15 protein-coding genes are annotated in these 15,734 nt (G+C 71.3%); 4 read left to right on the top strand and 11 right to left on the bottom strand.

The window, feature by feature from the left end:
* Window positions 1-22 precede the first annotated feature (22 nt).
* Both KY498_RS01585 and KY498_RS01580 read right to left on the bottom strand, forming a co-directional pair.
* Window positions 23-2,011, bottom strand: a complete 1,989-nt coding sequence (locus tag KY498_RS01585; protein ID WP_191008647.1) for a S9 family peptidase — start codon at window positions 2,009-2,011, stop codon at window positions 23-25.
* Between the two features lie 2 nt (window positions 2,012-2,013).
* Window positions 2,014-2,778 carry an SDR family oxidoreductase gene (locus KY498_RS01580; protein WP_060958643.1) on the bottom strand — a complete coding sequence of 255 codons (765 nt, stop codon included), beginning with the start codon at window positions 2,776-2,778 and terminating at the stop codon, window positions 2,014-2,016.
* Window positions 2,779-2,927: 149 nt separating this feature from the next.
* On the opposite strand from KY498_RS01580, the gene KY498_RS01575 reads away from it, so the two are divergent.
* The 4 genes from KY498_RS01575 (at window position 2,928) to KY498_RS01560 (ending at window position 5,669) form a co-directional block, all read left to right on the top strand.
* Complete coding sequence (locus KY498_RS01575; RefSeq protein ID WP_219879430.1) at window positions 2,928-3,443, top strand: NfeD family protein; 516 nt, start codon at window positions 2,928-2,930, stop codon at window positions 3,441-3,443.
* Window positions 3,443-4,423, top strand: coding sequence for an SPFH domain-containing protein (locus KY498_RS01570; protein ID WP_223848937.1), 981 nt, complete (start codon window positions 3,443-3,445; stop codon window positions 4,421-4,423). The genes KY498_RS01575 and KY498_RS01570 overlap by 1 nt, the downstream gene beginning before the upstream one ends.
* Window positions 4,420-5,193, top strand: coding sequence for a glycerophosphodiester phosphodiesterase family protein (locus KY498_RS01565; RefSeq protein ID WP_191008648.1), 774 nt, complete (start codon window positions 4,420-4,422; stop codon window positions 5,191-5,193). The genes KY498_RS01570 and KY498_RS01565 overlap by 4 nt, the downstream gene beginning before the upstream one ends.
* Window positions 5,194-5,294: 101 nt before the next feature.
* Window positions 5,295-5,669 carry an RNA polymerase-binding protein RbpA gene (locus KY498_RS01560; RefSeq protein ID WP_060958647.1) on the top strand — a complete coding sequence of 125 codons (375 nt, stop codon included), beginning with the start codon at window positions 5,295-5,297 and terminating at the stop codon, window positions 5,667-5,669.
* A gap of 3 nt (window positions 5,670-5,672) precedes the next feature.
* Here the strand turns inward: KY498_RS01560 and lnt are convergent, their stop codons facing one another.
* The 9 genes from lnt to KY498_RS01515 all read right to left on the bottom strand — a co-directional run bounded on the left by lnt (window position 5,673) and on the right by KY498_RS01515 (window position 15,638).
* Window positions 5,673-7,265, bottom strand: coding sequence for an apolipoprotein N-acyltransferase (gene lnt / locus KY498_RS01555; RefSeq protein WP_191008649.1), 1,593 nt, complete (start codon window positions 7,263-7,265; stop codon window positions 5,673-5,675).
* 23 nt (window positions 7,266-7,288) lie between these two features.
* Window positions 7,289-9,799, bottom strand: a complete 2,511-nt coding sequence (locus KY498_RS01550; RefSeq protein WP_191008650.1) for an RNA helicase — start codon at window positions 9,797-9,799, stop codon at window positions 7,289-7,291.
* On the bottom strand, window positions 9,796-10,548 hold the full coding sequence (tatC, locus tag KY498_RS01545; protein ID WP_060958853.1) for a twin-arginine translocase subunit TatC: 753 nt from the start codon (window positions 10,546-10,548) through the stop codon (window positions 9,796-9,798). Before tatC ends, KY498_RS01550 begins: the two co-directional genes overlap by 4 nt.
* Before the next feature lie 65 nt (window positions 10,549-10,613).
* The gene (locus tag KY498_RS01540) at window positions 10,614-10,844 is read right to left on the bottom strand and encodes a twin-arginine translocase TatA/TatE family subunit (RefSeq protein ID WP_060958650.1); all 231 of its coding nucleotides are present in this window, start codon (window positions 10,842-10,844) and stop codon (window positions 10,614-10,616) included.
* Window positions 10,845-10,903: 59 nt separating this feature from the next.
* A complete protein-coding gene (locus KY498_RS01535) occupies window positions 10,904-11,872 on the bottom strand; it encodes a YafY family protein (protein ID WP_061781735.1) in 969 nt (322 codons plus the stop codon).
* Window positions 11,869-12,888, bottom strand: a complete 1,020-nt coding sequence (locus tag KY498_RS01530; protein ID WP_101306425.1) for a YafY family protein — start codon at window positions 12,886-12,888, stop codon at window positions 11,869-11,871. Before KY498_RS01530 ends, KY498_RS01535 begins: the two co-directional genes overlap by 4 nt.
* A 56-nt stretch (window positions 12,889-12,944) precedes the next feature.
* Window positions 12,945-13,895, bottom strand: coding sequence for an FKBP-type peptidyl-prolyl cis-trans isomerase (locus KY498_RS01525; protein ID WP_191008651.1), 951 nt, complete (start codon window positions 13,893-13,895; stop codon window positions 12,945-12,947).
* A 4-nt stretch (window positions 13,896-13,899) separates the two neighbouring features.
* Window positions 13,900-14,964: a tRNA (adenine-N1)-methyltransferase gene (locus KY498_RS01520; RefSeq protein WP_060958654.1), complete on the bottom strand. Its 1,065-nt coding sequence runs from the start codon at window positions 14,962-14,964 to the stop codon at window positions 13,900-13,902.
* Window positions 14,961-15,638 (bottom strand): HAD family phosphatase, encoded by a 678-nt coding sequence (locus KY498_RS01515; RefSeq protein WP_082734064.1) that lies wholly within the window; start codon window positions 15,636-15,638, stop codon window positions 14,961-14,963. The genes KY498_RS01520 and KY498_RS01515 overlap by 4 nt, the downstream gene beginning before the upstream one ends.
* Between the last annotated feature and the right edge of the window lie 96 nt (window positions 15,639-15,734).

Here is a 15,734-nt window from a genome sequence, read left to right as displayed (position 1 = left end):
TCTGCGTCGCGGATGCCGTCGGTCAGCCGGCCGGCAGGTGGCGCGCCCACCAGTCGAGCACCGCGTCGAAGCGCTCGACGCGGTGTCGCGGTCGACCCGACCGGGTGAGCTCGTGGTTCTCGCCGGGGAAGATCAGCATCTCCGCCTCGGTGCCCTGCCGCTTCAGGGCGGTGTAGTAGCGCGTCGCCTGCTCCAGCGGGCACCGGAAGTCGAGCTCCGAGTGCATCACCAGCGTGGGCGTGCGCACCGCACCGACGACGGCCATCGGACTCTGCCGCGCCATGTCCTCCGGGTCGGTGCCGACGTACTCGTCGCCGAAGAACGAGCCGATGTCGCTCGTTCCCTGGAAGCTGACCGGATCGAGGAATCCGCGCTCGACGATCGCCGCCGCGAACCGATGATCGTGAGCGATCGTCCACGCGGTCAGATAGCCGCCGTACGAGCCGCCCTGGATACCGACACGGGCACCGTCCAGACGGTCGTCGCCGTCGACCACGCCGTCGAGGAAGTCGAGGACATCGGCCAGGTCGAGCGTGCCCATCGCGCCACGGATGCTTCGTCCGTGCGCGCGGCCGTAGCCCGCACTCCCCCGCGGATTGCAGTACACGACCGCGTAGCCGGCATCGACGAGCACCTGGGTCTCATCGAAGACGTGTATGCCGTAGGACGCATACGGTCCTCCGTGGATCTGCAGGATGACGGGGAAAGGCCCCTCACCCGCCGGGACGGCGACCCAGCCGTGCACGGGATAGCCGTCGCGACCGACGATCTCCCGCTCCTCCGGACGCACCACGATGGAGCGCTCCGTCGCGTCTCCGAACGCGGTGAGGGCACCCTCGCCGACCAGCGAGAGCTCGCCGAGGCTTCGTGGGGTCGCGTGGGCGTAGACGATCCGCTCCCCCGCCGCCGCGTGTCCACCGACCTCGACGTCGCCGTCGACGAGCACCGAGACGTCGCCGTCACGGGTGACACGAAGCAACTCGACACGGCCGCGCGTGCGGTTCTGCACGAGGAAATCGGCACCGATGGGCGTGATGTGCGAACCGACCTCGCCGAGGTCGGTCGCCTCGGGATCGGTGAGTCGACGCGGGACGACCGCCGACACCGGACCGTCGAGGACGTACAGCGCGACGTCGGGGGCGATGAAGTCGATGCCCGACGCACCCGGCCGCGAGGCCAGCATCGCGATCGTGCCGTCCGCCGCGACGGCGACCTCGTCGACGGAATAGCCGGCCTCGCGCGCGATCACCTCGACGCTGCCCGAGCCGTCGACGGCGACCGCGATGAGGGGGGTGCGCAGGTCGCGACGGTCGTGCTCGATCTCGTCGACCACCGTGAGCACGTGGGAACCGTCGGCGGTGAAGACGACGCCATGGTGCGATGCCGCCCCCGAGGTCAGGGCGACGGCATCCGCTGCGACCCGCTTCGCCTTGGCGCCCGCGTTCTCGCCGTCCGCGGTCGGCGCGGGCGTGTAGAACGGCTCCGCACCGGCATCCGGCGCATCGACGACGAAGACGTGCGACGGACGGTCGCCGATGTAGCCGAGACCGTTCGCGTGCCAGCGCACCCCGGTGATGCGCCGCGGCGACTCCGCGTCGGCGGAGCGGCCCTCGACGGTGCCGTAGCGGCCCTGCTCGGGTACGCGGGCGGTGAAGGCGATGCGCGTGCCGTCGGGAGACCAGGCGTACGAGCCGACGCCGCTGCGGGCGTCGGTCGCCTGCACCGGCTCGCCGCCCGTCGCGGGGAGGACGAACACCTGCGGGGTACCGTCGGCGTCGCCGCGGACGAAGGCGATGCGTCCGCCGTCCGGTGACACCTGCGGCTCGGCGTCGGCCGTGCCGCGCGTCAGTCGACGCGGCTCGCCGTCGGGCAGGTCGATCCGCCAGATCTGGCCGACGTTGCGGTCGGCGTCGAGGTCGGGGCGCGAGGTCGCGAAGACCGAGAACGCGCCGTCGGGGGCGATGCTCGGGCGACCGACCGTGGTCAGGGAGGTGATGTCGACGGCGCGCATGCTCACTCCCCGCCGAACGAGCTCACGTCTCCGACGAGCCTCGTGTTGTCGGCGGGAACGGGTTCGACGGCGGCCAGAGCGACCTCCGCGGCGAACTCCGACACGTTGTAGAGCTTGCCCGCCGACTCGCGACGGTCGGCGATGGCCCCCGGGTTGGCGCGCTCGAGCAGCGTCGCGGTGATCGTGCCCTCGATCATGTCGCCGGAGACGACCACGAAGTCGATGCCGCGCTCCGCGAGAGCCGGAATCCGCTCACGCAGCGCATCCTCGCCGGCGCGCTTGGACAGGGCGACCGGCTCGTACTCGGGCATGGTCGGCGTCGTGCGGATGAAGTGGGCCTGGTGGCTGGTCACGAAGACGACGCGGGAACCGTCGTGCAGCAGCGGCAGGGCCGCATCGAGCACGTTCAGCTGCGCATCGCGGTTGAGCACGAGCGCGTAGTCCTCGCCCATGCCGCTCTCCATCCCGCCGGAGGCGTTGAGGACGAGCAGATCGAGCTGCCCGAAGGTCTCCTGCACGGCGGTCATCATCGCCTCGACGGAACCCGGGTCGGTGAGGTCGGCCCCCACGACGAGCACCTCGACGCCCAGTTCGCGCAGCTGCGCGGCGAGCTTCTCCGCGCGCGGCGCCTTGTTGCGGAAGTTGATGACGACGTTCGCGCCGCCTTCGGCGAGGTAACGGACCGTGTCGGCGCCGATGCCGCGCGAGGACCCGGTGACGAGCGCCGTCCTTCCGGCGAGCGAACCGGCGGGAATGGGCTGGGACATGATTGCTCCTGCGAAATGACGGATGCCGGGCGGAGTTCGCCGTGGCCTTCTCGACACTATCAATCGGGGCCCCGCGCCGACCGGCGAGCGGCCACCGCAACGGAGAGACCGGGTGTTAGGGTTCGAACAAGAACTCGAAGGGAGCTCGCATGCTGCCCGATCTGACGCAGTATCTGTGGATCGCCTGGCTCGTGCTGGCCGTGATCTTCGTGATCATCGAGCTGCTGACCCTCGAGTTCACCTTCCTCATGCTGGCCGCGGGCTCGCTCATCGGCGGCCTCGGCGTGAACCTCCTCGGCGGCCCCTGGTGGCTGCAGGTGCTCATCGCCGCCGCCGTGTCGGCCCTGCTCCTGTTCACGATCCGCCCGCTCCTGCTGCGCGCACTGCACCGCTCCAGCCAGCCGCACCCGACGAACGTCGACGCGCTCTACGGGATGGGTGCGCGCGTCAGCGCCGCCTTCGTCGACGGGGGCGGATACGTCCGCCTCGACAACGGAGAGCAGTGGACCGCCGAGCTCGCGCCGTCCGCCGCGCCGCTCGGCCCGGGCGACCGTGCCGTGGTCACCGCCGTGCGCGGGGCGACCGTCGAAGTCGCGCCCGCCGCCCCGCTTCCCGCCCCGGGGTCCCCCGCGGCATCCGACTCCCCCGAAAGGAGCACCGACTGATGGTCGACGTCGGAGCATTCGTCGGACAGATCTTCGTGATCGTCCTCCTGGTCGTCGTCGCGATCTTCGTGATCGTGGTCCTCTTCCGGTCCATCCGCATCATCCCCCAGGCCTACTCCGGTGTCGTCGAGCGCCTCGGCCGCTACCAGCGCACCCTCTCCCCCGGCCTGAACCTGCTCGTCCCGTTCATCGACCGCCTGCGCCCGCTCGTGGACATGCGCGAGCAGGTCGTCTCGTTCCCGCCGCAGCCGGTCATCACCGAGGACAACCTCGTGGTCTCGATCGACACGGTCGTCTACTTCCAGGTCACCGACGCACGCGCGGCCACCTACGAGATCGCCAACTACCTGTCGGCGGTGGAGCAGCTCACCACGACGACACTGCGCAACGTCGTCGGCGGGCTGAACCTCGAGCAGGCCCTCACCAGCCGTGACAACATCAACGGCCAGCTGCGCGTCGTGCTCGACGAGGCGACCGGGAAGTGGGGTCTGCGGGTGTCGCGCGTCGAGCTCAAGGCCATCGACCCGCCCCACTCGATCCAGGACTCGATGGAGAAGCAGATGCGCGCCGAGCGGGAGCGCCGCGCGACGATCCTGACCGCCGAGGGCTCGAAGCAGTCTCAGATCCTCGAGGCGGAGGGACGCCGTCAGGCCGCCATCCTCGGGGCGGAGGGCGACAAGCAGGCGGCGATCCTGCGGGCCGAAGGTGAAGCGGCCGCCATCCAGAACGTCTTCTCCGCGATCCACGCCGGACGCCCCGACGACAAGCTGCTGGCGTACCAGTACCTCCAGACGCTGCCGAAGATCAGCAACAGCGCATCGAGCAAGCTCTGGATCATCCCGAGCGAGTTCACCGAAGCGATGAAGGGCCTGGGCGGCGCGTTCGCCGCACGCACCGACGCGGCCGCGGGTGCAGCCGGGCCGACCCCGCCGCCGAGCGCCGCGCCCGCACCGCACACGCCTCCCGTCGACCCGTCGTGACCCACCCCTGGTTCACGGGGACGTCGTCGCCGCGGGTGCTCGCCCACCGCGGGTTCGTTCCCCCGGATGCCGAGGGCATCGTGGAGAACAGCGTCGCCGCGTTCGCGGCGGCCCATGCCGCCGGAGCGGTCTACGTCGAGTCGGACTGCCACCTCACGGCCGACGGCGTCGTGGTCTTCTTCCACGACGACGACCTGCGACGCGTGACCGGCGACCCCCGCGCGATCGCGGCGGTGCACCACGCGGAGCTCGAACGCATCATGGCCGATCGGGGTGGGCTCGCCACCGCGGCGGACACCCTCTCGGCGTTCCCGACGCTGCGCTTCAACCTCGACGTGAAGGCGGCGGCGGCCGCGCGGCCCGTGGGACGCCTCGTCGTCCCCCACGCGGCTCGCGTGCTGCTGACGAGCTTCTCCGACGCGCGTCGCCGAGACGCGCTGGACGCGGCGCGCCACCTCGGCGGCGAGCCCGCCACATCCGCCGGCCGGGCCACCATCGCGCGTGTCCTGGCGGCGGTGTCCACCGGTTCGGCGGGCCTTGTCGCCCGCGCGCTGCGCGACGTCGACGCGCTCCAGGTTCCGGAGCGCCAGGGTGCGGTGCGCATCGTCACCCCGCGCCTGCTCCGCGCCGCGCACGCGGCGGGCGTCGAGGTCCACGTGTGGACGATCAACGACCGCGACGACATGGACAGGCTGCTCGATCTGGGGGTGGACGGCCTCGTCACCGACCGTGCGGACCTCGCACTGCAGGCGGTCGCCGCGCGGCACTGACCCGGGCTGAGCATCCCCTGTGAAAGGGGGTGGCCGGACGCCCGTTCGGATGATGCACACAGGTGCGCGCGTTATACCTGACACGACGAGAGGACCACACAATGGCAGATCGCAGCCTGCGCGGCATCCGACTCGGCGCCTCCAGCCTACAGAGCGAGGAAGGCGTCGTGTTCCATGAGCGCGCCAACCACACGTATGTCTGCACGCAGTGCGGACGCGAGACCGTGATGACCTTCGCGGCGGACGCCGAGCTTCCCGAGGCCTGGGAGTGCCGCACCTGCGGCGCCGAGGCCGTGCTCCGCGTCGGCGACTCGGTCGTCGAGATCGACCACTCCGGCGACAAGGCTCCCCGCACGCACTGGGACATGCTCCTGGAGCGTCGCACGGTGCCCGAGCTGGAGGAGCTGCTCGAGGAGCGCCTGGCTCTGCTGCGCGCCCGCCGCGGCGCCACGGGCGACGCTCGCCTCAGCGCCTGACGCTCACTCCCCCGTGATGACGCCGGCCCCTTCGGGGGTCGGCGTCTTCGGCGTGCGCGCGCGGCGCCGCGCGACGAGGCCGACCACCGCCAGAGCGAGGACGCTCCCCCACCCGAGCAGGGTCTGCAGAGCCTCGCCGAGCAGGATGCCGGGCGTCAGACCGGTGCGCAGCGGCACGTCGGTGACCATCGCCCCCGGCTCGTCGGCGGGCAGGGCGTCGATCGTGCGCCCGTCCGGACCGATGACCTGACTGGTTCCCACGGTGGAGAGGTTCACGACCGCCCGACCGGACTCCACGGCCCTGATCCGCGCGAACGCGAGCTGCTGCAGGTTCTCGTCGGTGCCCCGGAAGTCGGCGTTGTTTGTCTGGAACATGAAGACCTGAGCACCGGCCAGAGCGCCCTCGCGGATCACGTCGTCGTAGATGACGTCGAAGCAGATGGCGAGACCGACGCCCACACCGTCGACGTCGAACATCGGTGTCGACGTGCCCGGCGTGTACTCCCGCTGGATGAGCCCGATGAGATCCGGGGCCAGCATGTCGTAGAACCAGCGATCGGGCACGTACTCCCCGAAGGGCACGGGATGCCGTTTGTCGTACAGGGCGACGGGGTTGTCGGCCCCGTCCTTCCAGAGCATCGACGAGTTGAAGTACTGATCGCCCCGCTGGGTCACGCCGCTCACGAGCAGCGGCGCGCCGATGCGGCCCGCGAGCGCGTCGAGCGCGGCACGCACCGACGTGTTCGACAGGGCGTCGGCGTCGATGCCGCCCTCCGGCCACAGCAGCACGTCGATGTCCTCGTCCTCGATCGGCGCCGTCGCCGCCAGCTGAGCCCGCAGCACGTCGTAGGCCGCCCGCTGGTCGAAGTAGCCGGCGGGCCCGTTGCCCTGCACCGCGCCCACGCGGATGCTGCCGGCATCCGTCGTGGGGAAGGCCGGCAGCAGGAACATCACGAGCACCGTGAGCGCCGCCGGCAGCGCGGTGCGCAGATCGCGCAGGCGCCCCAGACGCACGGCCTCGACCGCGGCGGCGCAGGCGAAGACGATCAGGAAGGACAGCCCGCTCATCCCGGCCCACGACGTCACGTCGACCAGGGGAGAGTCGGCCTGGGTGACGGCGATCCGCGTCCAGGGGAACCCTCCGTAGGGGAATGTCCCCTGCAGCTCCTCCCGCGACACCCACAGTCCCGCGACGAGCGCCGGAAGCGCCACCAGACGACCCGCCGTTCCCGGCGCCCACCGCGGAAGCCAGCGGTAGGCCAGGGCGATCGGCACCGCCATCACGGCGGTGAGGACGGACTCGAGGCTCGCGAGCGCGATCCAGGGCACCGGACCGAGATAGCGCGCCGTGAAGGAGAAATTCACGAAGAACAGCCCGGCTCCGAACAGCAGCCCGACCAGGAGCGCACCGCGCACGCTGCGTCCGATGAGCCCGACCAGCGCAAGGGGCACGGCCACGAACACCACCGGCCACCACGAGAGGGCGGGGAAGGCGAGCGTCAGCAGCAGCCCCGCCGCGGCCGAGGTCACCGCCGCAGCCCACAGCGGCAGAAGCGGCCTCGGGGGCGGCGAGGACGGTCGCGGGCGTCGGGGCACGGAACGAGCCTAAGCGAGCGGGATCAGAACGAGCCGTAAGCGACGATGCCGCGACGAACGGCGTCGAGCGCCGAGCGCGCCGTGGTCGCGATCGGCGGGTCGGCGACCATCGACAGCTGATCGAGCAGATCGATGGTCTGCTTCGTCCAGCGCACGAAATCGCCCGCGGCGAGGTCGGCCTCCTGCAGCACCCGGTCGAGGCTCGCGCCGCGCGCCCACGCGTGCATCGCCGGGGCGAGGCCGGTGGCGACGGGCGCGGACCCGGGAAGGCGATGGTCCTGCTCGAGGTCGTCCAGTCGCGCCCAGAGCTCTTGGGTGGCCGCCAGCGCGTCGCGGAACGCGCCCCGCGGCAGCCCGCGCTCCCCCGGGCCGCTCTCGTCGCGGCGCGGCTCGTAGACGAGGCTGCAGGCCAGCGCGGCGAGCCCCGCGGCATCCAGATCTGCCCAGATGCCGGTGCGCAGCGACTCGGCCACGAGGAGATCGCGCTCGCCGTAGATGCGCTTCATCGTCGCGCCGGCCGCGGTGAGCGTGGTCACGCCGTCGGCGTCCACCGCGACGTAGTCGAGCGCCGCGAGCACGTCGACGACGCGATCGAAGATGCGCGCGACGGTGCCGGTGCGCGCATCGATCTGCTGGCGCACCTTGTCGGTGTGCCGCCGCAGCTTCCAGAACCGCTCCGCCCACCGGGCGTGCTTCTCGCGATCGGGACAGGTCTGGCACGGATGCCGCTTCAGACGCCGTCGCAACGACTCCAGCTGCTCCTGCCGCTGCTGGCGGAGCTTCGGTGAGCTGGACCGGTCGCCCTTGCGCTCCAGATCCGTGAGCTCACGCCGCATCCGCGCGAACTCGGCGAAATCGCCGCGATCGCACGTCATCGCCGCCGTGTACCCGGCGAGCGAGTCCTCGGCCTCCTTCACCTCGCGCGCCAGGCCGACGACCGCGCGGTCGGCCTGGAACTGGGCGAAGGAGGATTCGAGGATCTCCCGCGCGCGGGCGCGTCCGAACTGGTCGATGAGGTTCACGGCCATGTTGTAGGTCGGGCGGAAGCTGGAATTGAGCGGATAGGTGCGCCGCGAGGCGAGCGCGGCCACCGCCTGCGGATCGAGGCTCTCGGTCCACTGGATCACGGCGTGACCCTCGACGTCGATGCCACGGCGTCCCGCGCGTCCGGTGAGCTGGGTGTACTCCCCCGAGGTGATCGCGACCCGCGCCTCGCCGTTGAACTTCTCGAGCTTCTCGAGCACGACCGTGCGCGCGGGCATGTTGATGCCGAGGGCGAGGGTCTCGGTCGCGAAGACGACCTTGACGAGCTTGTGCTGGAAGAGCTCCTCGACGATCTCCTTGAAGGCGGGCAGCAGACCGGCGTGGTGGGCGGCGATGCCGCGCTCCAGGTTCTCGCGCCACTCCCAGAAGCCGAGCACGGCCAAGTCCTCGTCGGGAAGCGCGGCCGTGCGCTCGTCGACGATGCGCCGGATCTCGTCGCGTTCGTCGCGGTCGGTGAGCCGCACGCCGGCACGCCGGACCTGCTGCACGGCGCCTTCGCACCCCGCGCGGCTGAAGATGAAGAAGATCGCGGGCAGCAGGTTGGCGCGCGCGAGCAGCTCGACGACCTGCGGGCGATCGATGCGCTCGATGCGCTGGGCGTTCGCCGCGCGCATGGGGCGCCGCCCGCCGGAGGACGGTCGCTGTCCCGGCGCACGGTCGCCTGCGGACCGCTGACCGTGGGCGCGGTGTCCCTGCGAACGGTGCTCCTGCGAGCGGTGCTCCTGCGCGCGCCGGTTGCTCTCGAACGACGAGCCGCGCACGGACCTCAGGCGCATCAGCTCCTGGTTCACCTGCGCGGTCGCGATGCCGGCGCGGTCGTCGAACAGGGGCAGCAGGTCGCCGCGTACGAGAACGTGCTGTTCCAAGGGCACCGGTCGTGTCTCGGACACGATGACGGCGGTGTCCCCCCGCACGGTGTCGAGCCAGTCGCCGAACTCCTCGGCATTCGAGACGGTCGCCGACAGCGACACCAGCCGCACCCGCGCGGGCAGGTGGATGATGACCTCTTCCCACACGGCGCCGCGGAAGCGGTCGGCGAGGTAGTGGACCTCATCCATCACGACGTACCGCAAGCCGCGTAGCGCCGGCGAGTCGGCGTAGAGCATGTTGCGCAGCACCTCGGTGGTCATCACGACGACGCGCGCGTTCCCGTTGATGTTGGTGTCGCCGGTGAGAAGTCCGACCTCGTCCTCGCCGTAGACCTGCTGCAGCTCGCGGAACTTCTGGTTGGACAGCGCCTTCATCGGGGTCGTGTAGAAGGCCTTGTCGCCCGGCTCGCGCATGGCGAGGTGCACGGCGAACTCTCCGACGATCGTCTTTCCCGCCCCGGTGGGTGCGGCGACGAGCACGCTGCGCCCCTCTTCCAGAGCGTGGCATCCGGCGATCTGGAACGGGTCGAGCTCGAACCTCTGCTCGTCGGCGAAGGCGGCGGTGAGAGGGTGGGCCTGACGCGCCTGCGCCTGTGCGTAGCGGGTGGCGGGATCCGTCACAGCTCGAGACCGAGGGCCTTCTCGCGCTTGGCGCGTCGACGGTCGAACAGCACGGACAGACCGGCGGCCGCGAAGAAGAGGACGGTGAGGATGCCGGCCAGCATCAGCATGCTCACGATGTCGGCGGCCGGTGTCGCGAGCGCCGCGAAGACCGAGGCGACGAGGATGGCCACGCGCCAGCCCTTCAGGATCGCCATGCCGCTCATGACGCCCGCGAGGTTCAGCGCGACGAGGAACACCGGCAGGACGAACGAGACGCCGACGACGAGCAGGAGCTTGAAGACGAAGTCGTAGTAGTACTTCGAGTCATAGATGTTCGAGGCGCCTTCGGGCGTGAACGACGCCATCAGCTCGACGATGTGGGGCATGATCAGCCACCCGACGAACACTCCGGCGGCGAACAACGGGATCGCCGCGGAGACGAAGCCGATCGTGTAGCGGACCTCCTTGCGCGTGAGGCCGGGGACCAGGAAAGCCCACACCTGCCACAGCCACACGGGGGCCGAGATGATGACGCCGACGGCCAGCGAGATCCGCAGCCGCATGTCGAACGGGCCCGTGATGCTCTGGTACATGAGCGTGACGACGTCGGCGTCGCCGCGCTGCTCTGCGACGACGCGGATCGGCTCGGTCATCGCCCAGATGATCGCATCGGTGAAGATCCACGCGACGACCATCCCCACGACGAGCGCGATGATCCCGATGATGAACCGACGGCGCAGTTCCTTGAGGTGCTCGCCCAGCGACATCCGCCGGTCACGGCGCGGACCCTCTTCTTCGGCGATGCGCGCGGAGTCGACCGTGGCCACGAGTGTCAGGGCTTGGTGTCGGTACCGGGTTCCGCCGTCGGGGCGGGGCTGGTGCCGTTGGGTGCGGTCGGCGCGGCGGGCGCGTCCTCTTCCTTCATCGCCTTCATCTCGCCCTTGAAGACACGAGCGGACTGTCCGACGCTCTTGGCCAGAGCCGGGAGCTTCGCCGCCCCGAACAGGAGCAGGATGATGATGACGAGGGCCAGCAGGTGCCAGCCGGTCAAGCCTCCGAGCATGAGGGTCTCCTCGGGTGTGGGGTTGCTGGCCAGTCTACCTGCCGCCCCGACGGATGGGTTCAGCGGTACTGGGCGAGCCCCGCTTCGGCCCACGCGGCGGTCGCGCGGCGTGCGGCATCCGGGGAGACGACCTCGAGGTCGCCGCCGAGCCGCGTCGCGACCCGCTTGAGGCTCCGCGCGTCGCCCACCCGGACGCGGGCCGACCGGATCTCCGCGTCGATCGTGGCCGGGTCGTCCAGCACGACGTAGTCGGCCAGCAGCGGCGCCGCCGACGCGCGATAGCGGACCTCGACCTCGACGTCTCCCGCGGCGCCCTCGAACAGCGCGGGCACCGAGTCCTCGCCGTGGGTGCTCGCGATGTCGGTCAGACGCACGTCGGAGACGCGGTCGAGATGGAAGGTGCGCATCGCCTGGCGCAGATGGCACCATCCCTGCAGGTACCACTGGCCACCCGCGATGTGCACCTTGACCGGGTCGACCGTGCGGGTCGTGGGCGCGGCATCGGGAGCCTGGTAGGAGAAGGCCACGGCGACGTGCTCGCGGAGAGCCTGCGCGACGGTCAGGCGCACGTCGTCGACCGTGTCGGGGGCGACGATGACATCGGCCGGCACGCCCGACGCGCCCCGTGCGAGCTTGGCGAGCAGGCCCTGGACGACGCCGCTGTCGCCGACGCCGGGCAGGGTCGCCGCGACACGCAGCCCGGCCAGCAGCGCGGCCGCCTCCGGTGCGGTCAGCCGTGGGGTGCGCTCCAGACCCACCGTGTTCGTGATCACGATGAGGTCCTGTTCGTCCAGGAGGTCCCAGTCGATGTCGAACAGGTCGTTGGCCATCTGCCAGAAGCCGCCGTCGCCGGGCAGGCCGATCACGGTGAGCTTCTCGACCATCCCGCGCATCTGCTCGACGGTCACGTCGAATTCGTCGGCGGCCTCGGTGAGCGACACCTCGCCCTTCCCGATCAGGTAGGGCACGAGCTGCAGGATGAGCGCCGCCCGATCGGTCGCCAGCAGCGGCTTGCGACGACGGCTCATGATCCCGCCCCCTCGTCGGTCGCGGCGTCCGGGCCGGCGTGCAGCCGGAGCGTGCGCTCGAGTCGGGCGATGACCTGATCGCGCAGCGCGGCCGGCTCGACCACGCGCACCTCCGGGCCGTAGGAGGCGAGCTCGTCGGCGAGGATGTGGACGTCCACGTACGGCACCCGGATCCCCTGTTCGGCATCCGTCGCGCGGCGGGTCAGACGCAGGGCGGCCTCGGTGCCAGGCGCGATCTCGAGCAGCGCCTGCTGACGGGCCGCGAGGGCCTCGAGACCGGCCAGCGCGCGCTCACCGGCGCCCTCGCGCAGCGCGAGATCGAAGCCGGCGCGGGTGATCGCGACATCCGACACGATGCGCGACAGCAGGAAGGTGCGCACGTCGTCCTGCGCGAGGTCGAACCCGTACACGTGCCAGCGCGCCTCGTACTCGACGAGGGCGTACGGCTGCACGCGGCGCACCCGTGCAGTCTCGTCGCCGGCCTTGAGGTAGGCGAACTCGACGACGCGCCCCTGCTCGATCGCCCGCTGCAGCGGCCCGAACGAGGCCTCCCGCAGGTTGACGCGCGGCGAGTATCCGATGATCGGCGCGTCGACCTCGATGCCGAGCGCACGGATCTTGCGCAGACCGCTGCGCGCATCGGCCGACATGGAGCTCTCGCTCCACACGCCGCCGGCGAGGTTCAGGACGGCGAGCTCGGCGGGGGTGAACTCGATGTCGGCGGGCAGCTCGTACTCGGCCGTCGGGATGCGGTAGCGCGCCTCGCGGAGGTCGTCCGGGTCGGCGTAGTCGCCGATCGTCTCGACCGGGATGCCGAGCGAGCGCAGGTTCTCCTTGTCGCGCTCGAACATCTTCTCGAGCGCATCCTTGGACGCGCCGGCGCTGCTCTGCTCGCGGTAGCCCGCGACGGAGGCGAGGATGGTGTCTTTCGTGAGCCCCTGCTCGGTCGCCATGAGGGCGACGACGAGGTTGACCAGACGCTCCTCGGGCGCGCTGCGGACGGTCTCGGTGGGCACCCGACAATCTTAGGCGTCGCCTGTGCGCCGGCGGCGCTGCCGCGCGGTCGCGGTCGTCAGCTCGTCGCGGGCGTGTCGACGCCGAGGATGTCGATGACGAACACGAGCGTCGATCCTGCGGGGATCGAGCCGCTCGCCGTGTCGCCGTATCCGAGCGCCGGCGGGATCACGACGAGGATCTGCGACCCGACCGTCTGGCCGTCGAGCGCCTGAGCGAAGCCGGGCACCACCGCGTCGAGGGTGACGGCCGCCGAGGCGCCGTTCTCCCACGTCGAGTCGAAGACCTTGCGATCGGCCCACGTGACGCCGGTGTAGTTGATGCGGATGCTGTCGGTTCCGCCGACAGCCGGGCCGTCGCCCTTCTTCAGCACCTCGACCGCGAGATCGGTGGGCGGGGCCGTGTCGGGGATGATGACGCCGGGTGTGCCGTCGGGCGCGAGTACGACCGACGGCATGCCGCGGCGGTCGTTGTACTGCGGGACACCGTCGGCGGCGGCGAGGTACACCTTCTGGAGGTCGATCGCGACGACGATCGCATCGCTGCCGCTGAGGCCCCAGCCCTGAGCCGCGGCGTCGGAGAGGTCACTGGCCGGCACGGCCCCGACGATCCGCGAGCCCTCCGTCGCGCACATCATCATGTCCGCGAAGCCGGCGTACTGCTCGCGCCACTTCGACAGCGGGGTGACCTGCGTGCCGGAGGTCAGGATCTTCTGCCCGGTCGAGCCGCTCATGATCGTGATGGCGAACTGCACGTCCTGCATGTCGGAGGTCACGCGCTGGCCCGAACCCACGGTCTCGTCGACGGCGACGGTGTGATCGACGTAGACGGGAGCGCTCAGGGTCACCTCGGGGGTGCCTTCGGCGCCGGAGACGCTCACGGTGTCGAGCACGCCGGACGGGTCGGTCCCACGGTCGCACGCGGCGGCCGATGGGGATGCGGACGCGCACCCGACCAGGGTCAGGACGGAGAGGCCGACGACGGCGAGGGCAGCAGGGATCCGGCGCACCGGATCAGTCTACGTCGTCCGCGGCCCGCTCCCCCGCGCCGTCGGGGCCGGTGTCCGCGTCGGCGCCGGCGGTGGCCTGTCGCGCCCCGTCGGCGGCGCGCTGCGCCTCGCGCACCCGCTTGCGGAGGTTCTTGTCGGTGATCTCGCGGTCGCCGACCGCACCGGGGGTCCACGCCTCGACATCCGCGTCGGCATAGCTCGGCTTCTTGAGCGCACGCTTGCGCACGTCGGGCGGCATCGCTCCGGGAGCCAGACGGCGCGCCGTGATGAGGAAGCCGGTGTGCGCCACCATCCGATGGTCGGGGCGCACGGCGAGACCTTCCACGTGCCAGCCGCGCACCATCGTCTCGGTGGCCTCGGGGTCGGTGAACAGACCCGTGCCGCGGATGTACTCGGCGACGCGGCTGAGCTGGGTGGCGGTGGCCACGTAGCACAGCACGACACCGCCGGGCGTGAGGGCGTCGGCGACAGCGTCGATGCACTCCCAGGGCGCCAGCATGTCGAGGACGACACGGTCGACGGATGCCGCGTCCACCGCGCCGGGCAGTTCCGCGACGAGGTCGCCGACCACGACCTCCCAGGCCTCGGGCGCATGGCCGAAGAAGGTCTCGACGTTGGCGCGGGCCACCTCGGCGAACTCCTCGCGACGCTCGAAGGAGACCAGGCGGCCGGCCGATCCGATCGTGCGCAGGAGCCACATCGACAGCGCGCCCGAGCCGACGCCCGCCTCCACGACGGTGGCGCCCGGGAAGATGTCGGCGGAGGCGAGGATCTGCGCCGCATCCTTCGGATAGACGATCGCCGCGCCGCGCGGCATGGACATGACGAAGTCGCGCAGCAGCGGGCGCAGCGCCAGGTACTCGTGGCCGCCCGAGTTGGTCACGACCGATCCGTCGGGCTGGCCGATCAGCTGCGCGTGCTTGAGGACGCCGTGATGCGTGTGCAGCTCGCCGCCCTCGCGGAGCGTCACGGTGTGCAGACGCCCCTTCGGGCCGGTCAGCTGCACCCGGTCGCCCAGCCGGAACGGCCCGCTCGGTCGGAGGTCGACGAGGGGGGTGGGCGTTGTCATGTGCGATCTCCTGTGCGGTGTGCCGCGTACACGGCGGCGATGTCATCGGGCGTGCGCTCGGCGAGCGTCGACCAGAGGGTGTGGGCGCCGGCACCCACCAGCGAGACCATCAGCGGGACCCCGATGGTGGTGACCCCGGCGGCGACCGCGGCGCGCACCCCCGTCGGCGAGTCCTCGATCGCCACGACCTCCGACGGATCGACGCCGAGCGCCCGGCAGGCCTGCAGGTAGGCGTCGGGGTAGGGCTTGGGGCGGGTGACGTCGTCGCCGGCGACGATCAGCTCGAAGGTGTCGCCGAAGGGCGCCACCACCTGCTCCGCCATCGACCGCAGTGACATCGTCACGAGGGCGCACCGCACCCCGGCCGAACGCAGAGCGCTCAGCAGGTCGGCCGCGCCCGGCCGCAGGGGGTTGCCGCGCTCGGCCAGCATCCGGGTGACCTCGGCGGTGAGGTGGTCGACGATGTCGCGGACCGACATCCGCACGCCGGCCTCCTGCAGGATCGCTCCCGACGTCTCGAGGCCCTGCCCCACCAGCGTCAGCGCCTGCTCGTGGGTCCAGGTGCCGCCGAAGCTCTCGACGAGCGCGGTCTCCGCCTCCATCCAGTACGGCTCGGTGTCGACGAGGGTGCCGTCCATGTCCCACAGGACGGCGACGGGAAGGGCGGGGCTCACCGGACCATGCTACCGACGCGCCCCGCGGCGTCCCGCCGGCACCGCGCGTCGCGCGCGGGCGCCGCCCCGTCGCCGGTCGCGACGCGTATCGTTGAG

The sequence above is a fragment of the Microbacterium sp. PAMC21962 genome (genome assembly GCF_019443465.1).
GTDB lineage: Bacteria > Actinomycetota > Actinomycetes > Actinomycetales > Microbacteriaceae > Microbacterium > Microbacterium hominis.
The sequence above is the reverse complement of the archived record's forward strand: the minus strand, read 5'-3'. Positions and strand labels throughout refer to the sequence as shown.

What these genes read in the sequence shown, in the direction of transcription:
- KY498_RS01540 (WP_060958650.1), bottom strand. Translation starts at nt 10,844, where the DNA reads ATGCTCGGAGGCTTGACCGGCTGGCACCTGCTGGCCCTCGTCATCATC.
- KY498_RS01535 (WP_061781735.1), bottom strand. Translation starts at nt 11,872, where the DNA reads ATGAGCCGTCGTCGCAAGCCGCTGCTGGCGACCGATCGGGCGGCGCTC.
- KY498_RS01575 (WP_219879430.1), top strand. Translation starts at nt 2,928, where the DNA reads ATGCTGCCCGATCTGACGCAGTATCTGTGGATCGCCTGGCTCGTGCTG.
- KY498_RS01570 (WP_223848937.1), top strand. Translation starts at nt 3,443, where the DNA reads ATGGTCGACGTCGGAGCATTCGTCGGACAGATCTTCGTGATCGTCCTC.
- KY498_RS01580 (WP_060958643.1), bottom strand. Translation starts at nt 2,778, where the DNA reads ATGTCCCAGCCCATTCCCGCCGGTTCGCTCGCCGGAAGGACGGCGCTC.
- tatC (WP_060958853.1), bottom strand. Translation starts at nt 10,548, where the DNA reads ATGTCGCTGGGCGAGCACCTCAAGGAACTGCGCCGTCGGTTCATCATC.
- KY498_RS01560 (WP_060958647.1), top strand. Translation starts at nt 5,295, where the DNA reads ATGGCAGATCGCAGCCTGCGCGGCATCCGACTCGGCGCCTCCAGCCTA.
- KY498_RS01585 (WP_191008647.1), bottom strand. Translation starts at nt 2,011, where the DNA reads ATGCGCGCCGTCGACATCACCTCCCTGACCACGGTCGGTCGCCCGAGC.
- KY498_RS01520 (WP_060958654.1), bottom strand. Translation starts at nt 14,964, where the DNA reads ATGACAACGCCCACCCCCCTCGTCGACCTCCGACCGAGCGGGCCGTTC.